Origin of the sequence: Pseudomonas neuropathica (assembly GCF_015461835.1) — a bacterium.
GTDB classification, from domain to species: domain Bacteria; phylum Pseudomonadota; class Gammaproteobacteria; order Pseudomonadales; family Pseudomonadaceae; genus Aquipseudomonas; species Aquipseudomonas neuropathica.
In genome coordinates, this window is sequence record NZ_JACOPX010000017.1 from 37,436 (window position 1) to 58,333 (window position 20,898).

The 20,898-nt window shown below is 54.2% G+C and carries 23 protein-coding genes and 1 tRNA gene; 15 read left to right on the forward strand and 9 right to left on the reverse strand.

From position 1 onward, the window contains the following. Position 1 precedes the first annotated feature (1 nt). The 6 genes from H8F23_RS23230 (at position 2) to H8F23_RS23255 (ending at position 5,616) form a co-directional block, all read left to right on the forward strand. A complete protein-coding gene (locus tag H8F23_RS23230; RefSeq protein WP_194935913.1) occupies positions 2-1,105 on the forward strand; it encodes an extracellular solute-binding protein in 1,104 nt (367 codons plus the stop codon). A 50-nt stretch (positions 1,106-1,155) separates the two neighbouring features. Then, a complete protein-coding gene (locus H8F23_RS23235; RefSeq protein ID WP_194935914.1) occupies positions 1,156-2,277 on the forward strand; it encodes an agmatine deiminase family protein in 1,122 nt (373 codons plus the stop codon). A 50-nt stretch (positions 2,278-2,327) separates the two neighbouring features. Next, the gene (locus H8F23_RS23240; RefSeq protein WP_194935915.1) at positions 2,328-3,353 is read left to right on the forward strand and encodes a GlxA family transcriptional regulator; all 1,026 of its coding nucleotides are present in this window, start codon (positions 2,328-2,330) and stop codon (positions 3,351-3,353) included. Positions 3,354-3,536: 183 nt separating this feature from the next. Next, positions 3,537-4,331 (forward strand): nitrilase-related carbon-nitrogen hydrolase, encoded by a 795-nt coding sequence (locus H8F23_RS23245; protein WP_194935916.1) that lies wholly within the window; start codon positions 3,537-3,539, stop codon positions 4,329-4,331. A 443-nt stretch (positions 4,332-4,774) separates the two neighbouring features. Then, a complete protein-coding gene (locus H8F23_RS23250; protein ID WP_194935917.1) occupies positions 4,775-5,140 on the forward strand; it encodes a DUF6124 family protein in 366 nt (121 codons plus the stop codon). A 119-nt stretch (positions 5,141-5,259) separates the two neighbouring features. Next, positions 5,260-5,616: a DUF6124 family protein gene (locus tag H8F23_RS23255; protein WP_194935918.1), complete on the forward strand. Its 357-nt coding sequence runs from the start codon at positions 5,260-5,262 to the stop codon at positions 5,614-5,616. A gap of 216 nt (positions 5,617-5,832) precedes the next feature. On the opposite strand, the gene H8F23_RS23260 is transcribed toward H8F23_RS23255, so the two are convergent. Then, complete coding sequence (locus H8F23_RS23260; protein ID WP_194935919.1) at positions 5,833-6,861, reverse strand: alpha/beta fold hydrolase; 1,029 nt, start codon at positions 6,859-6,861, stop codon at positions 5,833-5,835. Between the two features lie 319 nt (positions 6,862-7,180). On the opposite strand from H8F23_RS23260, the gene H8F23_RS23265 reads away from it, so the two are divergent. Then, positions 7,181-7,255, forward strand: a tRNA-Gln gene (locus tag H8F23_RS23265). Positions 7,256-7,369: 114 nt separating this feature from the next. Here the strand turns inward: H8F23_RS23265 and H8F23_RS23270 are convergent. The 3 genes from H8F23_RS23270 to gstA form a co-directional block, all read right to left on the reverse strand. Then, complete coding sequence (locus H8F23_RS23270; RefSeq protein ID WP_194935920.1) at positions 7,370-9,358, reverse strand: peptidase U32 family protein; 1,989 nt, start codon at positions 9,356-9,358, stop codon at positions 7,370-7,372. 212 nt (positions 9,359-9,570) lie between these two features. Continuing rightward, positions 9,571-9,951 carry a RidA family protein gene (locus H8F23_RS23275; RefSeq protein WP_194935921.1) on the reverse strand — a complete coding sequence of 127 codons (381 nt, stop codon included), beginning with the start codon at positions 9,949-9,951 and terminating at the stop codon, positions 9,571-9,573. Between the two features lie 86 nt (positions 9,952-10,037). Beyond that, on the reverse strand, positions 10,038-10,649 hold the full coding sequence (gene gstA / locus H8F23_RS23280; protein WP_194935922.1) for a glutathione transferase GstA: 612 nt from the start codon (positions 10,647-10,649) through the stop codon (positions 10,038-10,040). A gap of 107 nt (positions 10,650-10,756) precedes the next feature. Here gstA and H8F23_RS23285 point away from each other — a divergent pair, with 107 nt between their 5' ends. Together H8F23_RS23285 and H8F23_RS23290 are read left to right on the forward strand one after the other, a co-directional pair. Further along, the gene (locus H8F23_RS23285; RefSeq protein ID WP_194935923.1) at positions 10,757-11,656 is read left to right on the forward strand and encodes a transcriptional regulator GcvA; all 900 of its coding nucleotides are present in this window, start codon (positions 10,757-10,759) and stop codon (positions 11,654-11,656) included. Positions 11,657-11,779: 123 nt separating this feature from the next. After that, on the forward strand, positions 11,780-12,193 hold the full coding sequence (locus H8F23_RS23290) for a cupin domain-containing protein (RefSeq protein ID WP_093433097.1): 414 nt from the start codon (positions 11,780-11,782) through the stop codon (positions 12,191-12,193). A 241-nt stretch (positions 12,194-12,434) separates the two neighbouring features. Here H8F23_RS23290 and H8F23_RS23295 read toward each other — a convergent pair whose 3' ends face one another. Further along, positions 12,435-12,644 (reverse strand): hypothetical protein, encoded by a 210-nt coding sequence (locus H8F23_RS23295; protein WP_194935924.1) that lies wholly within the window; start codon positions 12,642-12,644, stop codon positions 12,435-12,437. Continuing rightward, on the reverse strand, positions 12,572-13,075 hold the full coding sequence (locus H8F23_RS29060; RefSeq protein ID WP_267464112.1) for an ectoine synthase: 504 nt from the start codon (positions 13,073-13,075) through the stop codon (positions 12,572-12,574). Before H8F23_RS29060 ends, H8F23_RS23295 begins: the two co-directional genes overlap by 73 nt. Between H8F23_RS29060 and H8F23_RS23305 the strand changes: the two genes are divergently transcribed. The 6 genes from H8F23_RS23305 to H8F23_RS23330 all read left to right on the forward strand — a co-directional run bounded on the left by H8F23_RS23305 (position 13,056) and on the right by H8F23_RS23330 (position 18,939). Continuing rightward, positions 13,056-13,436, forward strand: coding sequence for a hypothetical protein (locus H8F23_RS23305; protein ID WP_194935925.1), 381 nt, complete (start codon positions 13,056-13,058; stop codon positions 13,434-13,436). The genes H8F23_RS29060 and H8F23_RS23305 overlap by 20 nt on opposite strands. A 624-nt stretch (positions 13,437-14,060) precedes the next feature. Continuing rightward, positions 14,061-14,438 (forward strand): hypothetical protein, encoded by a 378-nt coding sequence (locus H8F23_RS23310; RefSeq protein ID WP_194935926.1) that lies wholly within the window; start codon positions 14,061-14,063, stop codon positions 14,436-14,438. A gap of 478 nt (positions 14,439-14,916) precedes the next feature. Continuing rightward, the gene (locus tag H8F23_RS23315) at positions 14,917-15,864 is read left to right on the forward strand and encodes a retron St85 family effector protein (RefSeq protein ID WP_177121329.1); all 948 of its coding nucleotides are present in this window, start codon (positions 14,917-14,919) and stop codon (positions 15,862-15,864) included. Beyond that, positions 15,861-16,814, forward strand: coding sequence for a retron St85 family RNA-directed DNA polymerase (locus H8F23_RS23320; RefSeq protein ID WP_194935927.1), 954 nt, complete (start codon positions 15,861-15,863; stop codon positions 16,812-16,814). The genes H8F23_RS23315 and H8F23_RS23320 overlap by 4 nt, the downstream gene beginning before the upstream one ends. Before the next feature lie 408 nt (positions 16,815-17,222). Further along, entirely contained in the window at positions 17,223-17,912 is a 690-nt protein-coding gene (locus tag H8F23_RS23325; RefSeq protein ID WP_194935928.1) for a hypothetical protein, read from the forward strand. 217 nt (positions 17,913-18,129) lie between these two features. After that, positions 18,130-18,939 carry an FRG domain-containing protein gene (locus H8F23_RS23330; RefSeq protein WP_194935929.1) on the forward strand — a complete coding sequence of 270 codons (810 nt, stop codon included), beginning with the start codon at positions 18,130-18,132 and terminating at the stop codon, positions 18,937-18,939. Positions 18,940-19,247: 308 nt separating this feature from the next. Here H8F23_RS23330 and H8F23_RS23335 read toward each other — a convergent pair whose 3' ends face one another. The 3 genes from H8F23_RS23335 to H8F23_RS23345 are packed head-to-tail and all read right to left on the reverse strand — an operon-like array spanning position 19,248 to position 20,897. After that, a complete protein-coding gene (locus tag H8F23_RS23335; RefSeq protein ID WP_194935930.1) occupies positions 19,248-20,315 on the reverse strand; it encodes a tyrosine-type recombinase/integrase in 1,068 nt (355 codons plus the stop codon). A 2-nt stretch (positions 20,316-20,317) separates the two neighbouring features. Continuing rightward, positions 20,318-20,554: a DUF4224 domain-containing protein gene (locus tag H8F23_RS23340; protein WP_116254740.1), complete on the reverse strand. Its 237-nt coding sequence runs from the start codon at positions 20,552-20,554 to the stop codon at positions 20,318-20,320. Then, positions 20,541-20,897 (reverse strand): pyocin activator PrtN family protein, encoded by a 357-nt coding sequence (locus H8F23_RS23345; protein ID WP_116254739.1) that lies wholly within the window; start codon positions 20,895-20,897, stop codon positions 20,541-20,543. The genes H8F23_RS23340 and H8F23_RS23345 overlap by 14 nt, the downstream gene beginning before the upstream one ends. Position 20,898 lies beyond the last annotated feature (1 nt).

The following is a 20,898-nucleotide window of genomic DNA, read 5'->3' on the forward strand; positions in this document are numbered from 1 at the left end:
TATGGCTATCCACCACAAACGCTTGCGCGGCGCGATCGGTCTGACGTTGATCTGCTTAATACCGTCGCTGCACGCCGAAGACAAAACCCTGCGGCTGTACAACTGGGCGGATTATTTTGCCGAAGACACCTTGAGTCGTTTTACTGCCGAAACCGGGATCAAGGTGATCTACGACGTCATGGACGGCAGCGAAACACTGGAGGCGAAGATGCTTTCGGGCGGCAGTGGCTACGACCTGATCTTCCCCGGCGACACCGTCGCCGAACGCTTGATGCGCGCCGGCAGCCTGATGCCGCTGGATCAAACGAAGCTGACCGAACTGGCCGATATCGAACCCGGTTTGCAGAAACTGCGCAGCCATTACGAGCATTCCAGCAAAGCCACGGTGCCCTATACCTGGGGCACCATCGGCCTGACCTACAACGAAGAACAGATCAAACAGCGCAGGGCCGACGCGCCGGTCAACAGCCTCGACATGCTGTTCAAACCGGAGCTGGCGGCGAAGTTTGCCGATTGCGGCATCTCGATGATCGACTCGCCGGATGAGGCATTGGCGGTGGTGCTCAATTACCTCGGTCGCGATCCGCGCAGCGCCAAAGCCGAGGATCTGGCCGCCGCCAGTGAACTGTTGATGAAGCTGCGGCCATACATCCGCAAGTTCCAGTCGCAACCGGTGACCGATCTGGTCAATGGCAACCTGTGCCTGTCACTCGGCTACAGCGGCGACATGACCCAGGCCCAGCGCACTTCGGACAGTGCCGGTAAGCACACCAAGTTTCAGTATCGCGTGCCGCGTGAAGGCACCACGGTGTGGATGGACACCATGGCCATTCCGGTCGACGCGAAACACCCGGAATACGCCTACGCGTTTATCAACTTCGTCATGCGCCCCGAGAACATGGCAGCGATCAGCAATTTCACCGGTTATCCGACCTCCAACGCCAAGGCGCGGGCGAATGTCGATGCCAGCATGCGTGACAACCCGGATATCTACCTCGACGAGGCGACCTATGCTCGATTGATACCAGGCAAAGACATCCCTCAGGCCGACATGCGCGCGCGCATGCGCACCTGGACCAAATTCAAGACTGCCACTGGCAAATGATCAATGGCCGGCGTACGCGTCGGCCCTTCACTGGAAGACAGGAAGCCCACATGACGACTCGTCGCGATTTCATCAAACAGGCCTCGGTGGTCGCCGCTGTCAGCGCTGCGGTTACAGGCCTGGGCCTTTCGCCGGGCAAAGTCCTGGCTGCCGCGCAAGGCCGCTGGTTCATGCCCGACGAGGGCGATAAACATGAGCGCGCCTACATCGCTTTCGGCGCGCAGGATGCGATCTGGGAAGACTTCACCGAAGACGTCCAGGAAGCCCTCGGCCGCATCGCCCGCGCCATTGCCCGGTTTGAACCCGTCACGGTGTTCTGCCGTAAAAATGAGCGCAGCATCGCCGAAGAATTCTGCGGCACACAGAACATCACTTACGTCACCGCCGCGCTCGACGACATCTGGATGCGCGACATCGGCGCCAATTTCGTCATCGACGACAAGGGTGGTCTCGGCGCGGTTGATTTCAATTTCAATGGTTGGGGCGGCAAACAGCGGCACAGCAAAGACGCGAAGATCGCCGCACTGGTCGCCGACGACGCGCAAGCCACGTACATCCGCACCGATCTGGTGGGCGAGGGCGGGGGCATCGAGGTCGACGGTCACGGCACCGGGATCATGACCGAAAGCAGCTGGATCAACAGCAACCGCAATCCGGACTGGAGCAAGGCCGATGTCGAAGCTGAACTGAAGGAACGCCTGGGCCTGCGCAAAATCATCTGGCTGCCGGGCATTAAGGGCAAGGACATCACTGACGCTCACGTCGATTTCTATGCGCGCTTCATCAAGCCCGGCGTGGTCATCGCCAACCTCGACACCGACCCTGAATCCTACGATCACAAGGTCACCCTGGCGCACTTGGAAATCCTCAAGAACGCCACCGATGCTGACGGTCGCAAATTACAGATCCACACGATGTCGCCGCCGCTGAAACCGCGCAAAAGCAAGTTCAACAAGGACAACCCGGACTTCGCCGCCGGTTACATCAATTACTTCGTCATCAACGGCGCGATCATCGCTCCGGAGTTTGGCGACAAAGCGGCCGACAAGGAGGCCTTCGATCTGCTCTCGCAGTTGTATCCGCAGCGCGAAATCGTCCAGCTCAACATCGATGCCATCGCCGCCGGTGGCGGTGGAATTCACTGCGTCACCAGCCATCAACCACAGGCGTGATTGACTCTTGAGCGGATCAAGCCAACTATCGGCGCACAACAACATGACCGATGGACCACAACTTGATCGAACGACGCCAATTCAGCGGAGGCATGAAGGGGAAAAACCTCCGCTATCTGAATGAGCAAGGCGCGGAAGACTCGCGCTTGACCCGCACCGGCTTTCTGCTGCTCGAACACTTTTCGCTACCGGCGTTTACCCAGGCGCTGGACACCGTTGTCACTACCAACCTATTGCGTCCGGGGTTGTTTTCGTCGCGCACGTTTGGCTTGGATGACGGCGAAGTGATCAGTGATCTGGGGCTGGTCATCCGCCCTGACGCACGTCTGGATTCAGCCGCGCTTCAGCAACTGGATCTGCTGGTGGTGTGTGGCGGGTATCGCACCGAGTTGCGGGCGAGTGAGGAGTTTATTCATTTGCTTCAGGTTGCAGCGGAGCGGGGCATCAGCCTCGCCGGGTTGTGGAACGGTTCGTGGTTCCTCGGCCGCGCCGGATTGCTCGACGGCTATCGCTGCGCGATCCACCCGGAACATCGCCCGGCGCTGACTGAAATCGCCAAAACCACCCTTGTCAGCAGCGAGCCTTACGTGATCGACCGCGACCGGCTCACGGCATCGAGTCCGTCCGGCGCTTTCCACATGGCATTGGACTGGATCAAGAGCCTGCACGGCAAAGCCCTGGTCGAAGGGATCGAAGACATCCTCGCCTTCGAGGAATCGCGTTACCGGCGCATCAAACCAGACGAGAACATCTGCGTCAGTGCGCCGCTGCGTGAAGTGGTGAAGCTGATGGATGCCAATCTGGAAGAGCCGCTGGAGCTGGAGCAACTGGCGGTGTATGCCGGCCGTTCTCGTCGCCAGTTGGAGCGCTTGTTCAAGGAACAACTGGGCACCACGCCACAACGCTATTACCTGGAATTGCGCATCACCGAAGCGCGGCGCTTGCTGCAGCACACTGAGCTGTCACAAGTGGAAGTGCTGGTGGCTTGCGGGTTCGTCTCGCCGAGTCATTTCAGCAAGTGCTACAGCTCATATTTCGGCTACAGACCTTCCAAAGAAAAACGCCTGGTCAAATAACCCAAACCGTTACCAGCCCGAGTTCACTTCGGTATGTCCAGGTCGATGTTGTTTACGGTTGACTGATCTGATGCGGCGCGGGTGGCTGCCTGAGATCCGGTAAAGAAATAGTCCAGACTTGACGCCGCCCAAGGGACGATAATTCCGGGCCCAGATCCCTCCCCATAATGGTTGGAAGAATTCATGCTGACCGCTTTTTTGCAGTACCCGGTTTCATTTGGCGACCCAGCAGCAAACTTCACTAAAATTCGCGATGCCGTTGACTCGGAACAATTTGATCTCCTGGTAATGCCCGAGCTTTGCACCATTGGTTATTTTCACGAGTCGCGTGAGGCATTGTTTCTTCATGCTGAATCGGCGCTCGATGGGCCAACGGCGCAGTTTTTACTGCAGCTGTCGGCAGACAAGAATGCAACGCTGATTGCGGGCATCGCCGAGCGTGACGGCGATCAAATCTACAATACGGCGATTGTCGTATCGCGAGGGCGCTGGCTGGGAAAACAGCGCAAGTGCCACCTGTCTCGTATAGAAAAGCTCATCTTCACCCCAGGCGATTCATTAGCGTGTTTCGATGACGGAATCTGCCGTTTCGGCGTTCTTACCTGTTTCGACCTCTGGATGCCAGAAGCCGCTCGCCTGTTGGTGCGCCAGGGTGCGCAGTTACTGTGTTGTCCAGCCAATTATGGTGGGCCTTGGACAACCCGGCTTGCACGCATTCGCGCAATGGAAAACGCCACTCCGCTTATCTGTGCCAATCGTACTGGCGCGGAAATGTATGCGGGCGCAGAGGCGACGTTCCGAGGTGAGAGCCAAATTGTCGGGCCTATGGGAGAGGTCTGGACTTGCGCCACAGAAGAGACATCGCTGGGTTTGTCGATAATCGACCCGGCTGCACACGTCCTCAAGGCGAATCCTATGTGCGATGACTTGATGGCAGAGGCAAGCCGCTATGCTTTATCAGGTCCGCACTTAATATGAACCGATGGAAATAACGCTATTTGGCCCAGCTCTTTGCCAAGGCATCCCGGGACAAGGGTATGCAGGCTGCTTACACACCATTTCGCGCACACGTTTAACTTACACGCACTGTTACGCCATAACGGCTACAACACCTTGCGCCGTTGCCTACGCGTACGCCAGAATCCGCCGGCTTACGCGCCTTGAGGCGGGCTGTATCGTTTCCCTGTCACTGCAAAACAGTGATCGGGTTTGGTAGCCCGTTTCTTGACAGCCCGTATTGCATCACCTTATGCGGTCTCTTTTTTGGGACTCGGTTTTATATGGTGGCCATGCGTGGGGCCCTTTCGGGGGCGCCGGGGTTTACTCTGTCTTGACCGGTCTACCAACCCACGTGTGGCCGCCACCCTTCGTTTGGTAGCGAAAGTGACGGCTCTTCAATACTTTCAAGACAAAGAGTCCTTATGTTCAAAATCACGCCAAACCCGCCAGAAACCGATCCAATCCCCTACGACGCCGCACTCGAACCTCAAAACATCAAAGAGGCCTCCGACCGCGCGATCAACTTCTACCTCAACCCCTCAGCGCTGAAGACCTCAATACCCACCCGCAAAACCGGCAAGATCTACCTCATCGACCCCACAGTGGATAACGAAACCCTGCTCGTCGAAGCCACTGAAACCTTGTCCTCCGCCACTGACATGGCCCGAGATCTCGCCGATTCGATTGACCCTTCACAGCGCAAAAAGATGCTGATCCTGCAACAGGTGATCATGCTCAGCGAGCTGGTGGTCGGCCGAGTTCTGGACAACCAGCGCTTGCCGCACTAGTCGCGATGCAGATGGGTGAGGGGGCGTGCCCCCTCATTTGCACAGAAGCGTCCGTAATCGCGGCGCTTCACGCCTTCTATCAAAGAACCGCAAACGGTTCTTGTCTGGAGTTTCAGCTGATGTCCCAGCCACCCGAACCACCGGTCACTGACCTGGTATCGCCGTACGCCTCGCCCAATTCAAGAAAGCTCCACGAAGCGGCTGAGCGTGCGCTTGACCATTACCTGTTGCCTGCCGCGATCATGGCCGAACCCTATACGCCCAACGCTCTGTTCATGGCCAACCCGCAAGCAGACATCGAGTCGTTGCTGACCAATGCTTGCGGGTCGTTGGCGTCCGCGTCGGTCATGCTCGGTAATTTTGCCGGGATGCTGGAGGGCGCAAACCGACATACCCTGCTGGGCATTGCGCAAGTGGTCATGTTGGGGGAATTGGCGGTGAACAAAGCGTTGGATCTGGTTGTGCCAACCGAGTGATCGCGCACGTTAGTCGGGGTTGAGGGTGTCTGGTCGGGCGTGATCGCGAGCAGGCTCACTCCTACATTTGAAATGCGTTCCCCCTGTAGGCGTTCGCCTGCTCGCGATGGCGTCCGTTCAGGCAAAGCATCTGCAAAACGTGACCATCCCTCAAGCCTCAATCCCACCCTCAAATAATCAAGCAGTCAGCCATTGCGGCTGACTGCCTTTTTGTTTCTACAGGTGATCCGCATCAATCACCGCTTTGGCAAACGCCTGCGGATCTTCCTGCGGCAGGTTGTGGCCAATCCCGCCATTGATCAAACGGAACTGATACTTGCCGGTAAAGCGCTTGGCGTAATCCTCCGGCGCCGGGTGCGGCGCACCGTTGGCGTCGCCTTCAATGGTAATGGTCGGCACGCTGATCGACGGCGCGGTGGCGAGTTTCTGCTCCAGCGCTGCGTACTTCTCTTCGCCTTGGACCAAGCCGAGGCGCCAGCGGTAGTTGAACACGGTGATATCAACGTGATCGGGATTCTCCAGCGCTTTGGCGCTGCGGTCGAACGTGGCGTCGTCGAATTTCCATTGCGGTGAAGCGGTCTGCCAGATCAATTTGGCGAAGTCGTGGGTGTTCTTCTCGTACCCGGCGCGACCGCGGTCAGTCGCAAAGTAGAACTGATACCACCACTGCAATTCAGCCTTGGGCGGCAGCGGGTTTTGCCCGGCGGCCTGATTGCCGATCAGATAACCGCTGACCGAAACCAGTGCCTTCACCCGTTCCGGCCACAGCGCCGAAACGATGTCCGCCGAACGCGCGCCCCAGTCATAACCACCGAGCACCGCCTGCTTGATTTTCAACGCGTCCATGAAGTCGATGACGTCACTGGCCAGCGCCGCTGGTTGACCGTTGCGCAGGGTGTCCTTGGAGAGGAACTGCGTATCGCCATAACCGCGCGCATAGGGCATCAAAACCCGATAACCCTTGGCCGCGAGCAGCGGCGCGACTTCATCGTAGCTGTGAATGTCGTAGGGCCAGCCGTGCAACAGGATCACCACCGGGCCATTCGCGGGGCCGGTTTCGGCATAGGCGACGTCAAGCACGCCGGCCTTCACATGCTTGAGCGGGCCGAAGGGCGAGGGCGCGGAATAGCTGACGGCGGCCGGTTCAGTCGTTTGCGCCTGAGCGCTGCCAAAGGCGCCGAACAGCGCCACAGCCAGAATAGACAAGCCGAATGCGGTTTTGCGGGTGTGCAGTGCCATTTTCATGGTGACGTCTCCTTTGCGAGCCTTTGGCCAAGGGTTCTGAATGAACACCTGAAACCTTGAGTGCATTTGAGCGCGGAGACGTATCTGGCCTGTGTCGAAGAACGGCTTTGTTGAAAGTCGATGTGTCGCGGTGGGGGTCGTACACAGTGTGATACACGGCGGTTAAACCGACTCACCCTGGACCTGATTCAGGCCAAAATATTAAGTCGCTGTTTTAAAACAAAAAATATTTCACTTCGCGCTTCCCAAAGCAAAAAAACCTTGGTAAATTGCGCCCCGTTCTCACAGCGAAACTAACGGAGTAGCTGGAAAGAGCAGTAGGGGCGTCGCCAAGCGGTAAGGCAGCAGGTTTTGATCCTGCCATGCGTTGGTTCGAATCCAGCCGCCCCTGCCATATTCGAAAAAACGCCAACTTCGCAAGAAGTTGGCGTTTTTTTATGCCTGCGATTTGGCATTTGCGCAGAAGGGCGGGCGAGTACGGCGCCGTAGCACCGTACTCGCCATCCACTCAGTGCGGTGCGCGCGGAATGGTTTTCATCAGGTCTTCCGGGCTGATGTGGCCAACCACGCTGCCCGGTTGCGGCAGGTTGAGGATGTGGCCTTTCATCTTGCCGATGATGTGCATTTCACACGGCTTGCAATCGAACTTCAGTGTCAGCACTTCATCGCCGTGGATCAACTGCATCGGCGCGACTTTGGTGCGCACGCCGGTCACGCCTTTCGCCTGTTTCGGGCACAGGTTGAAAGAGAAGCGCAGGCAGTGCTTGGTGATCATCACCGGCACTTCGCCCGGCTCTTCGTGAGCCTCGTACGCAGCGTCGATCAGCTTCACGCCGTGACGGTGGTAGAAGTCTCGCGCCTTCTGGTTGTAGACGTTGGCGAGGAAGGTCAGGTGCGAATCGGGGTACACCGGCGGCGGGCTGGTTTCGGCTTTACGGCCGCCACGCGGATGGGCCGCGACGCGTGCGGCGGTCAGGTTCTCGATCACTTCACGGCGCAGGGCTTTGAGCTGCGAGTTGGGGATGAAGAACGCCTGTGGCGCATCCAGCTTGATGTCGGTGGCGTGGTACTGCGTGGTGCCAAGTTGGCCGAGCAGATCGCGCAATTGCTCCAGCGCTTGTTCAGGCTTGTTGGCCACGCCGAACGGACCGGCGAGGGTGACGCTGGCGCTGATGCCTTCTTCGCTGGTGGCGGTGACTTCCAGCTGCTCTTCACGCAGACGAGCGACCCAGCTCAGGGCCACGCGACGCTCCGAAGACGTCTTCTGCAGCGCCTGTTGCCAGTTGTGATCGAGGTTGCGATTGAGCGGGTGGTTCGGGCGCAGCTTGAACAGGCCTTCCGGCATTTCGTTCGGTTCGACGCGGTAGCGGTAGCGCTTCTCGCCGTCTTCTTCGAACTCGCCTTTGGCTTCGGCGATGTTGGCGCGGAAACCGACCACTTCGCGTTTGACCAGTACGTTGAGGCCATCACCGTTGGACAGCGGCTCGTGGGTCACGACCTGCATGTCACGTTTGCCGACTTTCTCGACCGTGCCCACTGGCAAACCGGTGAAGGTCGGCGAATCGAATGCACCGATGTCGATCTTGCGATCGGTGACGAAGTAGTCGGTGCTGCCACGGTGGAAGGTCTTTTCCGGGTCAGGCAGGAAGAAGTGCGCGGTGCGGCCGCTGGACGCGCGGGCCAGGTCCGGGCGGTCTTCGAGCACGTCGTCGAGGCGCTGGCGGTAATAGGCGGTGATGTTCTTCACATAGCCCATGTCCTTGTAGCGACCTTCGATCTTGAACGAACGCACGCCAGCCTCGACCAGAGCACGAATGTTGGCGCTCTGGTTGTTGTCTTTCATCGACAGCAGGTGTTTTTCGTAGGCGATCACGCCACCCTTTTCATCTTTGAGGGTGTACGGCAAACGGCACGCCTGCGAGCAGTCGCCACGGTTGGCGCTGCGCCCGGTCTGCGCGTGGGAAATATTGCACTGGCCGGAGAAGGCCACGCACAACGCGCCATGAATGAAAAATTCGATGGCAGCGTCGGTTTCGTCGGCAATCGCGCGGATTTCCTGCAGGTTCAGCTCGCGGGCCAATACCAGTTGCGAGAAACCGGCCTGATCGAGGAACTTCGCCCGCTCAAGGGTGCGGATGTCGGTCTGGGTCGAGGCGTGCAGTTCGATCGGCGGAATGTCCAGCTCCATCACGCCCAGATCCTGAACGATCAGCGCATCGACGCCAGCGTCATACAACTGATGGATCAGCTTGCGGGCCGGCTCCAGTTCGTTGTCGTGCAGGATGGTGTTGATGGTGGTGAAAATTCGCGCGTGATACTTGCGGGCAAATTCCACCAGCTCGGCGATTTCGCCGACTTCGTTACAGGCGTTGTGGCGCGCGCCGAAGCTCGGGCCGCCGATGTACACGGCGTCAGCGCCGTGCAGGATCGCCTCACGGGCGATGGCGACATCGCGGGCAGGGCTGAGCAATTCCAGATGATGCTTGGGCAAGGACATAGTTTTTTTAGTCAGGCTGTCACGGTTAGGCGCGCATTCTACCCGTGAAACGCGCGCCCGGCACGCCCGTGCTGCCCGATGGCAGCTGAGACTGCACAACCCCCGGTAGGAGCGAGCCTGCTCGCGAAGGGGCCAGCACATTCAGTATCAATGGCGCCTGAACGGAAGCCTTCGCGAGCAGGCTCGCTCCCACAGGGTTTGGTGGTGCGAAGTCAGGCCTTGGCCGCCATCGCAGTCACTTCCACGCGCATGCCCTCAACCGCCAGCGAAGCAACGCCCACTGCCGCACGCACCGGCCAAGGCTTGGCGAAGTAGCGCTGGTAAACCTCGTTGAATGCCGCGCGGTCAGCCATGTCGGTCAGGTAGATGGTCAGGTGCATGACCCGATCCATCGAACTGCCGGCACCTTCCAGCGCAACTTTCAGCGCTTGCAGGGTGCATTCGCTTTGCGCGGTGATATCGCCCAATTCCAGGCTGCCGTCGGCACGGGTTGGAATCTGGGTAGAAACCATGATGCCGTTGAACGTAGCGACGTCCGAAGAAATCGAGTCGGCGTCCGGATCCGGAGTGAAGGTGATGTCTTGGTTAGCCATGCTGATCCTTTGATTGAGCGAGTGAAGAGGGCCGCAGTTTACAGATACAGCGTCGACATGGCCCGTTCCATGGCTACAGAGGCCGGTCAGACAGGCTGCGTCGCGGCTTCCGCCGCGATGGCTGCAAGAACGCAGGGGCGGGCGCCGATGCGCTGCATGTAGCTGGCAAGTGCCGGCCAGTCTTGTATGTCGATGGCGAAGGTCGGCAGCCACCTCAATACCGTAAACAGATAAGCATCGGCGACGCCGAAGTTGCCCATCAGATAGTCCCGAGCCGACAGTTGCTGATTCAGGTAGTCGAGGCGCTTGAACAGTGTGTGGCGGAAAATCGTTTTGACCGATTCCGGGATCTGCGCATTGAACAGCGGTGCACTGCCACCGTGAATTTCCGTACTGATGAAGTTCAGATGTTCCTGCAAGCGCGTGCGCTCCCATGAAGCCAAGGGTGGCGCCAGCGTGTTGCCGGGCACCTGATCGAGCAGAAACTGCAGGATCGCCGGCCCTTCCGTCAGTACCTCGCTGTTATCCAGAACCAGCGCTGCAACGTAGCCCTTCGGATTGATCTCACGAAAGTCATGGCCATCGGCAGTGCGTTTGCTCTGGTTGTTGACGCGAACCAGTTCGAACGGCAAACCCAGTTCCCGCAGCACAATATGCGGGGAAAGCGAACAGGTCATGGGCGCAAAATACAGTTTCATGGCACTTCCTTGCTGAGCGAGGGCGCCAGATTCCATTGCTGAAGCGGCTTTCGCAAAGGTCATTTACGGTGCTAGCGTATGACAAAATCTCATGAGCACTCAGAACCATGACGGTCCGACTTCCCTCGCTGAACGGCTTGCGCGCCTTTGAAGCGGTCGCCAGGCACATGAGCTTCACCAAGGCTGCCGAAGAACTCAATGTCACCCAGACCGCTGTCAGTCACCAGATCCGCCGACTCGAAGCCGAGCTGGGCGCGCCTCTGTTTTTGCGGCTCAACGAGGGATTGGTGCTGAGCGAGGACGGGCACGCCTATTTGCCGGGTGTGCGTGCAGCGTTTCATGAGCTGCGCTATTCGACTGAGCAGTTGCTCGCGTCTCGCGATAAGAGCGTGCTGACGATCAGTACGCTGGTGTCGTTTGCATCGAAGTGGCTGTTGCCGCGTTTGCCGTCCTTTCAGCAGGCGTTTCCCGCTATTGATGTGCGAATCAGTGCGGCCACTGAGCTGGTCGACTTTCGCAAGGGCACGATTGATGCGGCGATCCGTTATGGGCGCGGCGACTGGAAGGGGCTGCGTGGCGATTTTTTGATGTCCGATGACATTTTCCCGGTATGCAGTCCGGCATTGGCGAAGACGTTGCGAACGCCTGCAGACCTGGCCAATCACGCATTGCTGCAAGTCAGTGGCGCGACGGCCGGTGACTGGAGCGCCTGGCTGCGTGCCGCCGGTCAACCGCCGCAACTCGCCGAAGGCCCGCGCCTGACCTTCGATCTGGCGCTGATGGCGGTACAGGCCGCTGTCGACGGGCAGGGCGTGTGTATTGGCCGATCAACCTATGTCGAGGACGATCTGCGGGCCGGCCGTCTGGTGGCTCCGTTCGATCTGCGCTTGCAAGATGAACTGGGTTTTTATCTGGTAGCGCCCCATGAAACGGCGGAAGCGAAGAAGATCATCGCGTTCCGGACATGGCTGTTGGCACTGTCACCCGGCAAGGACACCTTTGTATAAGCGTGTATCAAGTTGCCGCGCAGACACACGCGAACAATAAACCCGGGGTTTACGACACATCAGCCATACACGCGACTCCCAAAGTAGCGGTTACACCACCACTGCGTTTGAGAGGGCAACATCATGCATCGTCCACTGTTACTGGCCAGCGCTGCGCTACTCGCTTCAATGATCGGCATCGTCCACGCGGCTGACGCGCCAGCCAAGAGCTGGCAACAAGGCTTGAGCCGGACCGACCTGGTGCGCGAGGACCTCGGTGCTGCCGAACGCGAAGTGATTCAGGCGCGAGTCGATTTCGAACCGGGCGTGACCTCGCCCCGGCATGCGCACCCGGGTGTCGAGGTCGCTTACGTGATCAGCGGCACGTTTGAATATCAACTGGAGGGCAGGGCGCCGGTGACGTTGAAAGCGGGGGATTCGTTGTTTATTCCGCAAGGGGTGGCGCATGTCGCCAAAAACGTAGGTGCGGACAAGGGTTCGGAGTTGGCGACTTACATCGTCAAAAAGGGCGAGCCGTTGCTGATTCTCAAACCGTAGAGCTAACGCGCCGGGCCGTTATAAATCATATGGAGTATCAGCAATTCTGCAAAAGCGACCACCATGCAAAATCGGACAAACCCTGCCGTGAAGACTCGGCGGGGTTTTTCGTAGGTGAATTCGAAACCGAATAGCAGCAACAAAATGCCGAAGAAAGTTTTTATCGCGCGCATCTGTCTTCATCCTTGGCCCTGCCAATTGGGCATAGCTGATTCATAACGTTGGTTCTAGGCACGGCTTCTCAGTGAAGCGTCATAACCCGACGACTCTCGCCAATCCTGATTCTGTCCAGCGCCCGGTTCAACGCATCGAGCGCATCGAGCAGGGCTTTGGCCTCGGCCTCTCGACCTTCGCCCCAGAGGCGCTCGGCCATTTTGTTTAACGCCTGGATCGAACGCTCGATGTCTGCGGCGGTGGCTTTGTGTTCAGGGGCCGGTGGTTTCTTCGGCATTCAGGGTTCCTCTGCTGACAGCAAAACACCATACCGCTGCGGCGCCCAACAGCATAGTCAGCACGGCTAGAATCAGGATCACTCCTTGTGTGCCTGCGGCTGAGGCCAAAAGCGCCACCAGCAAACCCGCCAGATATCCTGATGCTGCTCGAACACTTCCAGCGTGATTCCAGGTTGGCGTTGAGCTTGTGCCGCTCGTCCCCGCGCTGGGGCGGGTTGAATACGCTGGCGAGGATCAGGTCTTGCTCCTTGCCCCCGCGCAAGTAATGACGATCATGTTGGTCGAGTACTAGAAAAAAACGCCGGTTGAGTGACTGCAATTTTAACGAGCTGTTTGCCGGCGGCTGGCCGATATTTGCAGTCTCGACGGTATAATCGGATCTTTTTTCCTGAAGTGAAAACAGGGCAGATATGGAGCAGGACAGCCGCATTCTGAGCGCTCTCAAACGTTTTCGTTATTTGATCCTGGCGGTCATGGTGATCGCGTCATTGGTAAACGCGTTCTGGTGCTTTACGGGCGGGTGGAGTCAGTTTTGGACATGTGTAGGGGCGCAAGCGTGGTTTACCCAAGCCGTGTTTGCTTACCTTCGCGGAGGCTGGGTAGCAATCGGCCCCGGTGGACTGCCGAAGGATGCCAATCCGATCGGCAGGGCACTATTGGCTGCAGTGGCGCTGGGGCTTTACTTGTTGATGTTCAGCTACGAAGAGCAGAAGCCCGACTCTATTTATGAAAGGCGCGCCTCGGATTGGAGCATGCCTACACGGGAGGAGATGCGGCGTTCGGCGGAGTGATAGCGGGTGCGGGGCTGAAAACACGTCTGGTGCATCGTGCGATCAGTCATGGAGCGCGATGAGAAGGGCGGAAGCTTTCGTGAACCGTAGAAACGACAAAGCCCTGAATAATCAGGGCTTTGTCGTACTTAAGATGGCGGAGGCGATGGGATTCGAACTCATGGACCTGTTACAGTCGACGGTTTTCAAGTCCGAAGATTAATCCTTATATTTCAATACCTTAAGTTGTATTCGTTTCCGCTAGGCAGTATTCATTAATGCTCTGGAGGCCTCTGAAATCAAGGGGTGGACACTTATTTGCGGAAACGAATTTGGCCGGTTATTTGGCGTTCTGGGTAGGCTCATGATCGCCCTAAACTTCATAGCTGCAATCGAGAGACTGCGCTTGATGGAAAGCGACTTTCATCTGAAGTGGGATTTTTGCAGCCAACCTGGTCAGTCGTGACAGGCAGGAAACGGCCAAAAGCAGTCATTCAATGCTCTAAAGAATCGGGAGTGATTCAACATATTCATCGTTCTTAGTGACTAGTTCATAAACCATTCATGCAGTACTTAAAAGCTAGCCCTAAAGTTTTGCTGGGCTCTGCCGATAGCGAGCTGGAGTGTTAACCTGGAGAAAGCGTCATGGATGTTAATGTTTATAAAATTGAAGATGTGACTAATGATTTTGTCTTAAATAAAATAAAGTCACATGAGAGTTTTGTTCTTGAGTGCGGCGAATTCAACAGGTACTCAAACACTCTGACGTGGCTGGAGAACGCTATTGAATCAGAAGGCATGTCTGTCAGGATTTATATGATGGCTCGCAACCTCTCGATGGGGGGGGTTGCAGGTTTTGCCGGAGCGAGCATTGTCGGTGCACCAGTGGCGCTAGGAGCGCTTGCCGTAGGTCTGGTGGCCGGTGTTGGCATCGCCGCTCACAACCTCGCGACACTGAATCCTGATTACGAGATCGGCAAAAATCCACTCTCAACTACCCTGTACGTAGACTACAAAAAATGAGAGTTCTGGTAAGTGTGCTATGCCGGACTGAATCGCCCCAAGTCTAGAAGACTCTTTATATTTCTGCTTCTGACCGATTTCTGCCTGTCGTAGCGGGCAGCAATCGGCCAATAGCAGACGATAAAGAAGGCCAGATGCAAACCCAAAGCACCCCTCGCGTTGGTCTGCCGATTCCGTCCAGGGGATCGGCTCATATCCTTGAATACCCATTACAAATTTCACTCGGGAACAGAGCATTTAGGGGTATGAGACTTGAAAATTACAATTGACAATGCTGGCGTTCTGCCCTAGAAATGAGGCCTCTTTACGCGTTTAAAGCCAGATACTAGTCGTTGAAGGCTTAGTCAGGCGTTTCGCCAGACTCAATTGCATTGCGTTGTTTTATTCCGCAGACAAGATCTGCGGCCCTACGCTCCTTCGTCGCTCCGGTCCACAGATCTTGTCTGCGGCTGAACCTTGGTAAAGAGCCCTTTTTCGCATGGATCCGCGACATATTCTTGCTGATGTGGACTTGGACGAGAGTAAAATTTACTTCTCCAAGAATCCGATTGTTCTACTCTGCGGGGGTTATGTCCCTGAAAAAGAACATGCCGATGCAGAGGATCCTCCCGTCCATTCTCTTCGTGATGCTTTGAAGCGCAAAGCGCTCAGTATGATGAAGGCACCCCATATTTTTCGGCCAGAAGAGATTAAGTCGTGGCATGAAGATGGGGTCTATCGAAACCTGATGGATTTTGAGGCAGATCTTGCGAGCATCTGCTCACTCATTGCAATTGCCGTTGAGAGCGACGGTTCCATTGCTGAGCTTGGTGCTTTTTCGCAGTTACCAGACTTTCAAAAAAAACTCATTGTATTTGTACCTGAGGAATATGCGGACGATAAGTCTTTTATTAATCTTGGAATTCTTAGGCATATAGACGAACGGCATGGAAGCGGCGTCAAGGTTTATCCTTGGAACCCAAAGTATCCGCTTGAGATTCCAGAGCATGTTGTTACTGGCGTTATGGACGATATTGCAGAAGAACTTAATGCTCTGAAAAAAACACAAAGCTTGTCTCTTGGCAACAATATTCATATTGTCGTTCTAATATATGAGCTGATTAGGATTTTTGTTGCTCTTAAAGAAAGCGAAATTGTCGAGGCGATTAAAGGGCTAGGTAAAGATATTCATCGTGATGATGTGCGGCGAAAAATATTCTTATTGCAAGAGTTTGAGTTTATTAAGAAGATCGGCGGCTACGGTGATTCAAAATTTTACGCTTGTGGTAAAGAATCTTTTCATACGCTCCGCTTCGCTCTCAAAGCGGGAGGCATGGTTGATACATTGAGACTGAAAGTAGAATGCGTCAATTATTACAAAGCAGCAACATCCGAAAGAAATCGCAATAGGGCTATTGAACAAGCAAAGTTAGGGGTTGCGAAATGAGCGAGTATAATTTTCGTGAACACCTTTCAGCTGAATTTATGATTTCAGAACACGAAGTCGTTCGATTGCTAGTCAGGGCTCCATATGCTTACAAGCGCTATACTATACCTAAGAAAAACGGTGGTATTAGGCCGATCGCTCAGCCTGCTAAAGAAACTAAAATCATCCAAAATTTTATGATGAATTTTTGGTTTTGCAAGTTACCGGTGCATGAGTGCGCAGCAGCGTATAAGCAAGGAGCAAGCATTAAAGATAATGCTGAGCGGCATGTTGGTAGCTCATATATATCAAAATTTGATTTTGTTAATTTTTTCGGATCGATAACTGAATTCAACATACAGACTCTGTTATCTAGAGCATTTCAGGGGCAGTTATCTGAAAGAAGCATCGCCGACATGGCTAGGATGAGTTGCATTCGCGATAAAGTAACAGGGCGGTTGGCGCTAAGTATTGGCGCTCCATCTTCGCCAATGCTATCTAATGCAGTCATGTTCAACTTTGACTCGGTCGTAAGTCAGTGGTGCTTCGAGCGTGACATTACCTACTCACGATATGCAGATGATTTAACATTTTCCTCCAATGAAAAGGGCAAAACTTTTCTTGTTGAGGAATTTCTTCGGGGTGCTCTCAAAGAATTACCTGAGCCTGGGCTATTGCTCAATGCGAATAAAACGCTTCACGCCTCTAAAAAGAACCAACGTCGAGTTACCGGACTAGTACTAAGCAACGATGGAAATGTGACTATCGGTCGTGACAGAAAGCGATTGATCAGCGCAATGATTCATCATTTTATACAAGGCCAACTCGACCGCAAATCGATTGCACATTTGCAAGGTCTCATAGGATTTGCTCAAGATATTGAACCATTGTTTGTCGCTAAGCTTAGGGGTAAATACACTTCAAAAGTTATTACTGAACTTATGAGGTCGCGGTGTGAGAAGCGTAATTGAGCCTGCTGCGTAATTGCACGGACTTATCCACCAATTTCCATTCGACGTAACGAGCCATTTTCATCGGATTAACAAAGTCAAACTCTTGGTAAAAATTTTCTCTTGGTCGCAAGATGCCGCTCATGAATGATCGCTTTCCGCCGGTCGCGACAGGCAGAAAACAGCCACTAGCAGTCGTTGGAATTGGCCTGATGATGTACACAAGAAAAGCCCGCTTTGCAGGCTTTTGTCGTACGCGAGATAAGAGTGCTAATTACTTGCTCCGCGATAGCACATACGCTTCATCGCCGTTTCGGGCATTCTGAATGAATAAAATTTTTGTCCTGGATACGCACCTTTGTTGATCCCCCTTTGTTATAAAAATAGATTCCCCCGCCCATTTCCCCTACACTAATAGAAGCAGCCACAATGACCGAAAACACAAACAGCGACAGATTTGCTCGAGTCATGGCAATAGTATCTTTAGCTGTTGCTATATGCACGATCCTTGTGGCCTATATTCAACAAAACTCCGCCCTTGATGAGCAGAAACGACAATTTCAAATATTACAAAAAGAAGATTTGACCGTCCGTCTAAACCCGTACGTTGACGGCGCGATCCGTATAGCTTCTCATAACTTAGGATCTCTCGGACGTGTCGTACAGATTCCTTGGGAAGTCAGTCTCTCAAACACTGGAAACCAAAAACTTTCTTTAATGCAGTACTCGATTAGTACTGGCCCATCACCAGACTTTACCTCATACAGTGGAATCGATGGTGGAATAATGACCATCGATCAAAAAACTGTCAAACTTCCATTGGTATTAGAGCCAGGTGAAAGCCGCTCACTTGTTATGTATGTGGGTGTCTTGGTTACACCTAAGGTATATGACGCAATATCTATTGAAAGCGACTCTAACATTCAGACTAATAATTCCATAAAGCTCTCGCTGGCGAAACAGGGCATGGATCTCTATGGAAATACAGTGGATTATCAGGAGTTTCCCGGCGGCGGGTATATGATGACCATCGACAATGAGAATCGGAAATCGCCAACATTCTGGTGCAAAGTAATCACGGGGCGCGGAAACGTTTTCCTAGCTTCCGCAGCGGAATAAAGATGGGGGGAGTAATTGTAAATCCAAAAAGACCCGAAGTCGAGGAGTCTAGAGTTGTTGCAGAATTGGCAATGATGTTCTACGTTTGAATGGTGATGAAAACCACTCAAGTCGATCAAGGAATTAACCATGAGCAAGGATCGTTATCAGACACAAGTGACGAAAAAAATTACGCCAAAATGTTTTGTCTAATTATAGTTTTGAGTAAATAAAAATCATGAAAATTATAACTCTAAAGAGCTGGGGTGAGTACGACAATGCTGTCTCACGAAAACATTATAGAAAATGGATTTACCGTGGCCAAATAGATGCTTCTTGGAAGTTGGAAAGCTCGTTACATCGCGCGTTTGAAGAGGCCCAAACAATTCATAAGGCATATGCAAGAACAGAAAAACGCATGAACAGGTTGGAGCATGAGCGAGTAATGATCGATCGTTTTATGTGCAACGCACATATTTATCTATCATCGCTACCCAAAGAAGCTGATCGTCTAAGTTGGTTATCGTTAATGCAGCATCATGGGGCACCCACTAGGCTTCTTGACTTTACGTTCTCTCCCTATATTGCATTGTTTTTTGCTCTTGAGGCAGGTGAAGGTAGTGCTGCAGTTTATTGCGTAAATCATCACGCTATAAAAAATGATGATGACGAATACTTTGGTAAAAATCGCCTCGAAATTTACTCAAGAGTTCTCGAAGGTGAAAATGCATCTGATGATCCGTGTCTTTTTGCCTTTGAGCCAACATTTTCTAATCATCGCCTGCTTTCTCAGCAAGGGTTGTTTGTGGCTACAAACACATTGAAGCATTCGCATGAAGAAATAGTTAAAGATTACCAGATAGGCAACCCTGATATCGTCAAGTACATTATCCCAAAAAAACTACGCTACAGCGGCCTAAAAAAGCTAAACCAGATGAATATCAATGCAGCAAACATTTATCCAGGCCTTGATGGGTTCTGCAAGACAATGCGTAGGCAGCCGTTATTTGGTTTAGAGTGGCAGCGAAGAGTCGGGAATGAATCATAATAGACGGTTCAAGCTGTTCGCGTTATTCACTGTGCGGGTAGAAGTCTCTATTATGGGCAGCCTCACTCGGACGCTAAGAAATGGCTTTATCTCGCAGACCCGGGGGACCATAAAGGGTCGAAAGATCCAGCCGAGTGAATGCTTTTGGCTGGAAGCTACCGCTCTCCTCAAACGTCCGCTTCTGGCCGGTTGCTGCCGGATACAACTGGGAGCTATTGGCCGAGAGCTGCATGTCGCGGAGAGCAGCTCTTAAGTTCTAGGTGAGCGGTTAGAGCACTCCTGAGCGAATTTGACCGATTATGTTGGGTTCATCGTGTGGGTTTCACGATCTCGCCGACGCGTCGATAAACTGTTTCTGTTATGCGTTTATCGGTATGCCCAAGCAGTCGGCTGGCATGACCAAGATCGTCAATCTCACTGGCTGCCTTCGGCCGGATATCCCTGAACTGGAACTGTCGGATGCTTGAAGCGAGTTGCGCATCTTCGTCCTCTAGAGCTTTCGCGATAGCAACATTGCGTGCATCGTCGAACCGTAGGCGAAGCATTGGCGCGGTCACGCGGCGACCATCCTCCGTAATGATCAAGTACGGGTTTCGCACTGCGCGCGCCTTCCGCTGTGCGAGCAGCTTTTCTATCAGCTCACCCAAACCGTTAATGATCTCGCCGGCATCGAGCCGGATGCGGAGCTTTTTCGAGGTCTTGCCCTGGGCAACCTGCAGAAAGCTGTCGGTGATATCCGTAGCGCGCATGGATAGGACATCAGCAGGGCGTTGGCCCGTAAGATAGGCCAGGTCCATGGCGTCTTTGAGTTCTGGCACGGCAACACCGTAGACGGCATTCCAGATCGTGGCATCAGCGTAAAAGTCACGTGGTGTCTCTTTGTTCTTGCGCACACCGGAGGCTGGGTTCTCCTTGTCAGTGATACCCCATTCCCTGGCAATGTTATAGATGTGCGAGAGCAGTGAGATCTCGCGATTCGCCCGAACCTTCCCGGTCCGTTTGTCGCGGTACTGGGCTATCACCTGTGGTGTCACCGCATTGATGGGCGCTTCACTGAATGCTTTCCTGAGTTGCGTCAGTGAAAGCAAGTTGTCCTTTTGGGTTCTAGGTTTTTTCGCCGGAATGATCTCAGCTTCGTATCGGTCGAAAACTTTTCCCAGAAGGGTGTTATTTTGCGGAATTGGCTTGCAATCGAGTTTTGCCCATTCCGCCTTGGCGACATCCAAGTCGCCACCCAACGGAATTTCCTTCCTCTTCCCCTGATCATCTCTCCCGTCGTAGTAGTACCCGACCCACTCTGAGCCGTTTTTCATTGACCTAACCCGCCTGATCATTCGAGGTGGCAGATCCCGATTTGCAGCCTTTCTTGGTCGCATTTTCACCCCACGCGTGAAAGATCTAGCGACCAGGCTTCAGCCGCAATATTGTCAGATGAAGGCTTCACACCGGACAGTTTCATTCGTGCGTACACGCGACCAACAACGGGTCGTCTTGCACCTGTAAGTACGTATTTCCAGCCATTTCGATTGAGCCAGTCCAGTTGCAATGAAGGTCGTTGATATCCGGTAATTGCGACCAGCTCGTCCTCGGCAAGAGTTTCGCTATGAATTTCCATGTTTATTCCTTTCTAAATTCGCTTCTGCTTGTATGGGTTCGCCCTGTTGGCGTTGCATGCTCTCGTCGGCTTTGTAGGCGCGGATATCGATCAGTGAGGCGACGTGCCGGATGTGGGCGTATTTGAGGGCCTTGCGGCTGGTGTCCAGCGTGGTTATGGGAAGCTGGATGCGGCCGCTGTTGATCTCCGTCACGAACGATTGCTCGTTGAGATTGCGAAAGTACTGCTCGCGGACTTTTTCCAGTGGGATCAGGACGTCACCGAAGATTCGATACAGCAGTTCGACGGTGGCCGATTCGGGCGCCGGATGCAGGCGAAGCGGATTCTGTGCAGCGTTACTCATG

Excerpts from the sequence above, each read along its gene's own strand:
- H8F23_RS23290 (WP_093433097.1), top strand. The coding sequence starts at position 11,780 with ATGCATCGTCCACTGTTACTGGCCAGCGCTGCGCTACTCGCTTCAATG.
- H8F23_RS23275 (WP_194935921.1), bottom strand. The coding sequence starts at position 9,951 with ATGGCTAACCAAGACATCACCTTCACTCCGGATCCGGACGCCGACTCG.
- H8F23_RS29060 (WP_267464112.1), bottom strand. The coding sequence starts at position 13,075 with ATGCGGCTGTCCTGCTCCATATCTGCCCTGTTTTCACTTCAGGAAAAA.
- H8F23_RS23285 (WP_194935923.1), top strand. The coding sequence starts at position 10,757 with ATGACGGTCCGACTTCCCTCGCTGAACGGCTTGCGCGCCTTTGAAGCG.
- H8F23_RS23330 (WP_194935929.1), top strand. The coding sequence starts at position 18,130 with ATGAAAATTATAACTCTAAAGAGCTGGGGTGAGTACGACAATGCTGTC.
- H8F23_RS23250 (WP_194935917.1), top strand. The coding sequence starts at position 4,775 with ATGTTCAAAATCACGCCAAACCCGCCAGAAACCGATCCAATCCCCTAC.
- gstA (WP_194935922.1), bottom strand. The coding sequence starts at position 10,649 with ATGAAACTGTATTTTGCGCCCATGACCTGTTCGCTTTCCCCGCATATT.
- H8F23_RS23345 (WP_116254739.1), bottom strand. The coding sequence starts at position 20,897 with ATGAGTAACGCTGCACAGAATCCGCTTCGCCTGCATCCGGCGCCCGAA.
- H8F23_RS23295 (WP_194935924.1), bottom strand. The coding sequence starts at position 12,644 with ATGCCGAAGAAACCACCGGCCCCTGAACACAAAGCCACCGCCGCAGAC.
- H8F23_RS23310 (WP_194935926.1), top strand. The coding sequence starts at position 14,061 with ATGGATGTTAATGTTTATAAAATTGAAGATGTGACTAATGATTTTGTC.
- H8F23_RS23260 (WP_194935919.1), bottom strand. The coding sequence starts at position 6,861 with ATGAAAATGGCACTGCACACCCGCAAAACCGCATTCGGCTTGTCTATT.
- H8F23_RS23340 (WP_116254740.1), bottom strand. The coding sequence starts at position 20,554 with ATGGAAATTCATAGCGAAACTCTTGCCGAGGACGAGCTGGTCGCAATT.
- H8F23_RS23235 (WP_194935914.1), top strand. The coding sequence starts at position 1,156 with ATGACGACTCGTCGCGATTTCATCAAACAGGCCTCGGTGGTCGCCGCT.
- H8F23_RS23320 (WP_194935927.1), top strand. The coding sequence starts at position 15,861 with ATGAGCGAGTATAATTTTCGTGAACACCTTTCAGCTGAATTTATGATT.
- H8F23_RS23230 (WP_194935913.1), top strand. The coding sequence starts at position 2 with ATGGCTATCCACCACAAACGCTTGCGCGGCGCGATCGGTCTGACGTTG.
- H8F23_RS23305 (WP_194935925.1), top strand. The coding sequence starts at position 13,056 with ATGGAGCAGGACAGCCGCATTCTGAGCGCTCTCAAACGTTTTCGTTAT.
- H8F23_RS23335 (WP_194935930.1), bottom strand. The coding sequence starts at position 20,315 with ATGCGACCAAGAAAGGCTGCAAATCGGGATCTGCCACCTCGAATGATC.
- H8F23_RS23325 (WP_194935928.1), top strand. The coding sequence starts at position 17,223 with ATGACCGAAAACACAAACAGCGACAGATTTGCTCGAGTCATGGCAATA.
- H8F23_RS23270 (WP_194935920.1), bottom strand. The coding sequence starts at position 9,358 with ATGTCCTTGCCCAAGCATCATCTGGAATTGCTCAGCCCTGCCCGCGAT.
- H8F23_RS23255 (WP_194935918.1), top strand. The coding sequence starts at position 5,260 with ATGTCCCAGCCACCCGAACCACCGGTCACTGACCTGGTATCGCCGTAC.
- H8F23_RS23315 (WP_177121329.1), top strand. The coding sequence starts at position 14,917 with ATGGATCCGCGACATATTCTTGCTGATGTGGACTTGGACGAGAGTAAA.
- H8F23_RS23245 (WP_194935916.1), top strand. The coding sequence starts at position 3,537 with ATGCTGACCGCTTTTTTGCAGTACCCGGTTTCATTTGGCGACCCAGCA.
- H8F23_RS23240 (WP_194935915.1), top strand. The coding sequence starts at position 2,328 with ATGGACCACAACTTGATCGAACGACGCCAATTCAGCGGAGGCATGAAG.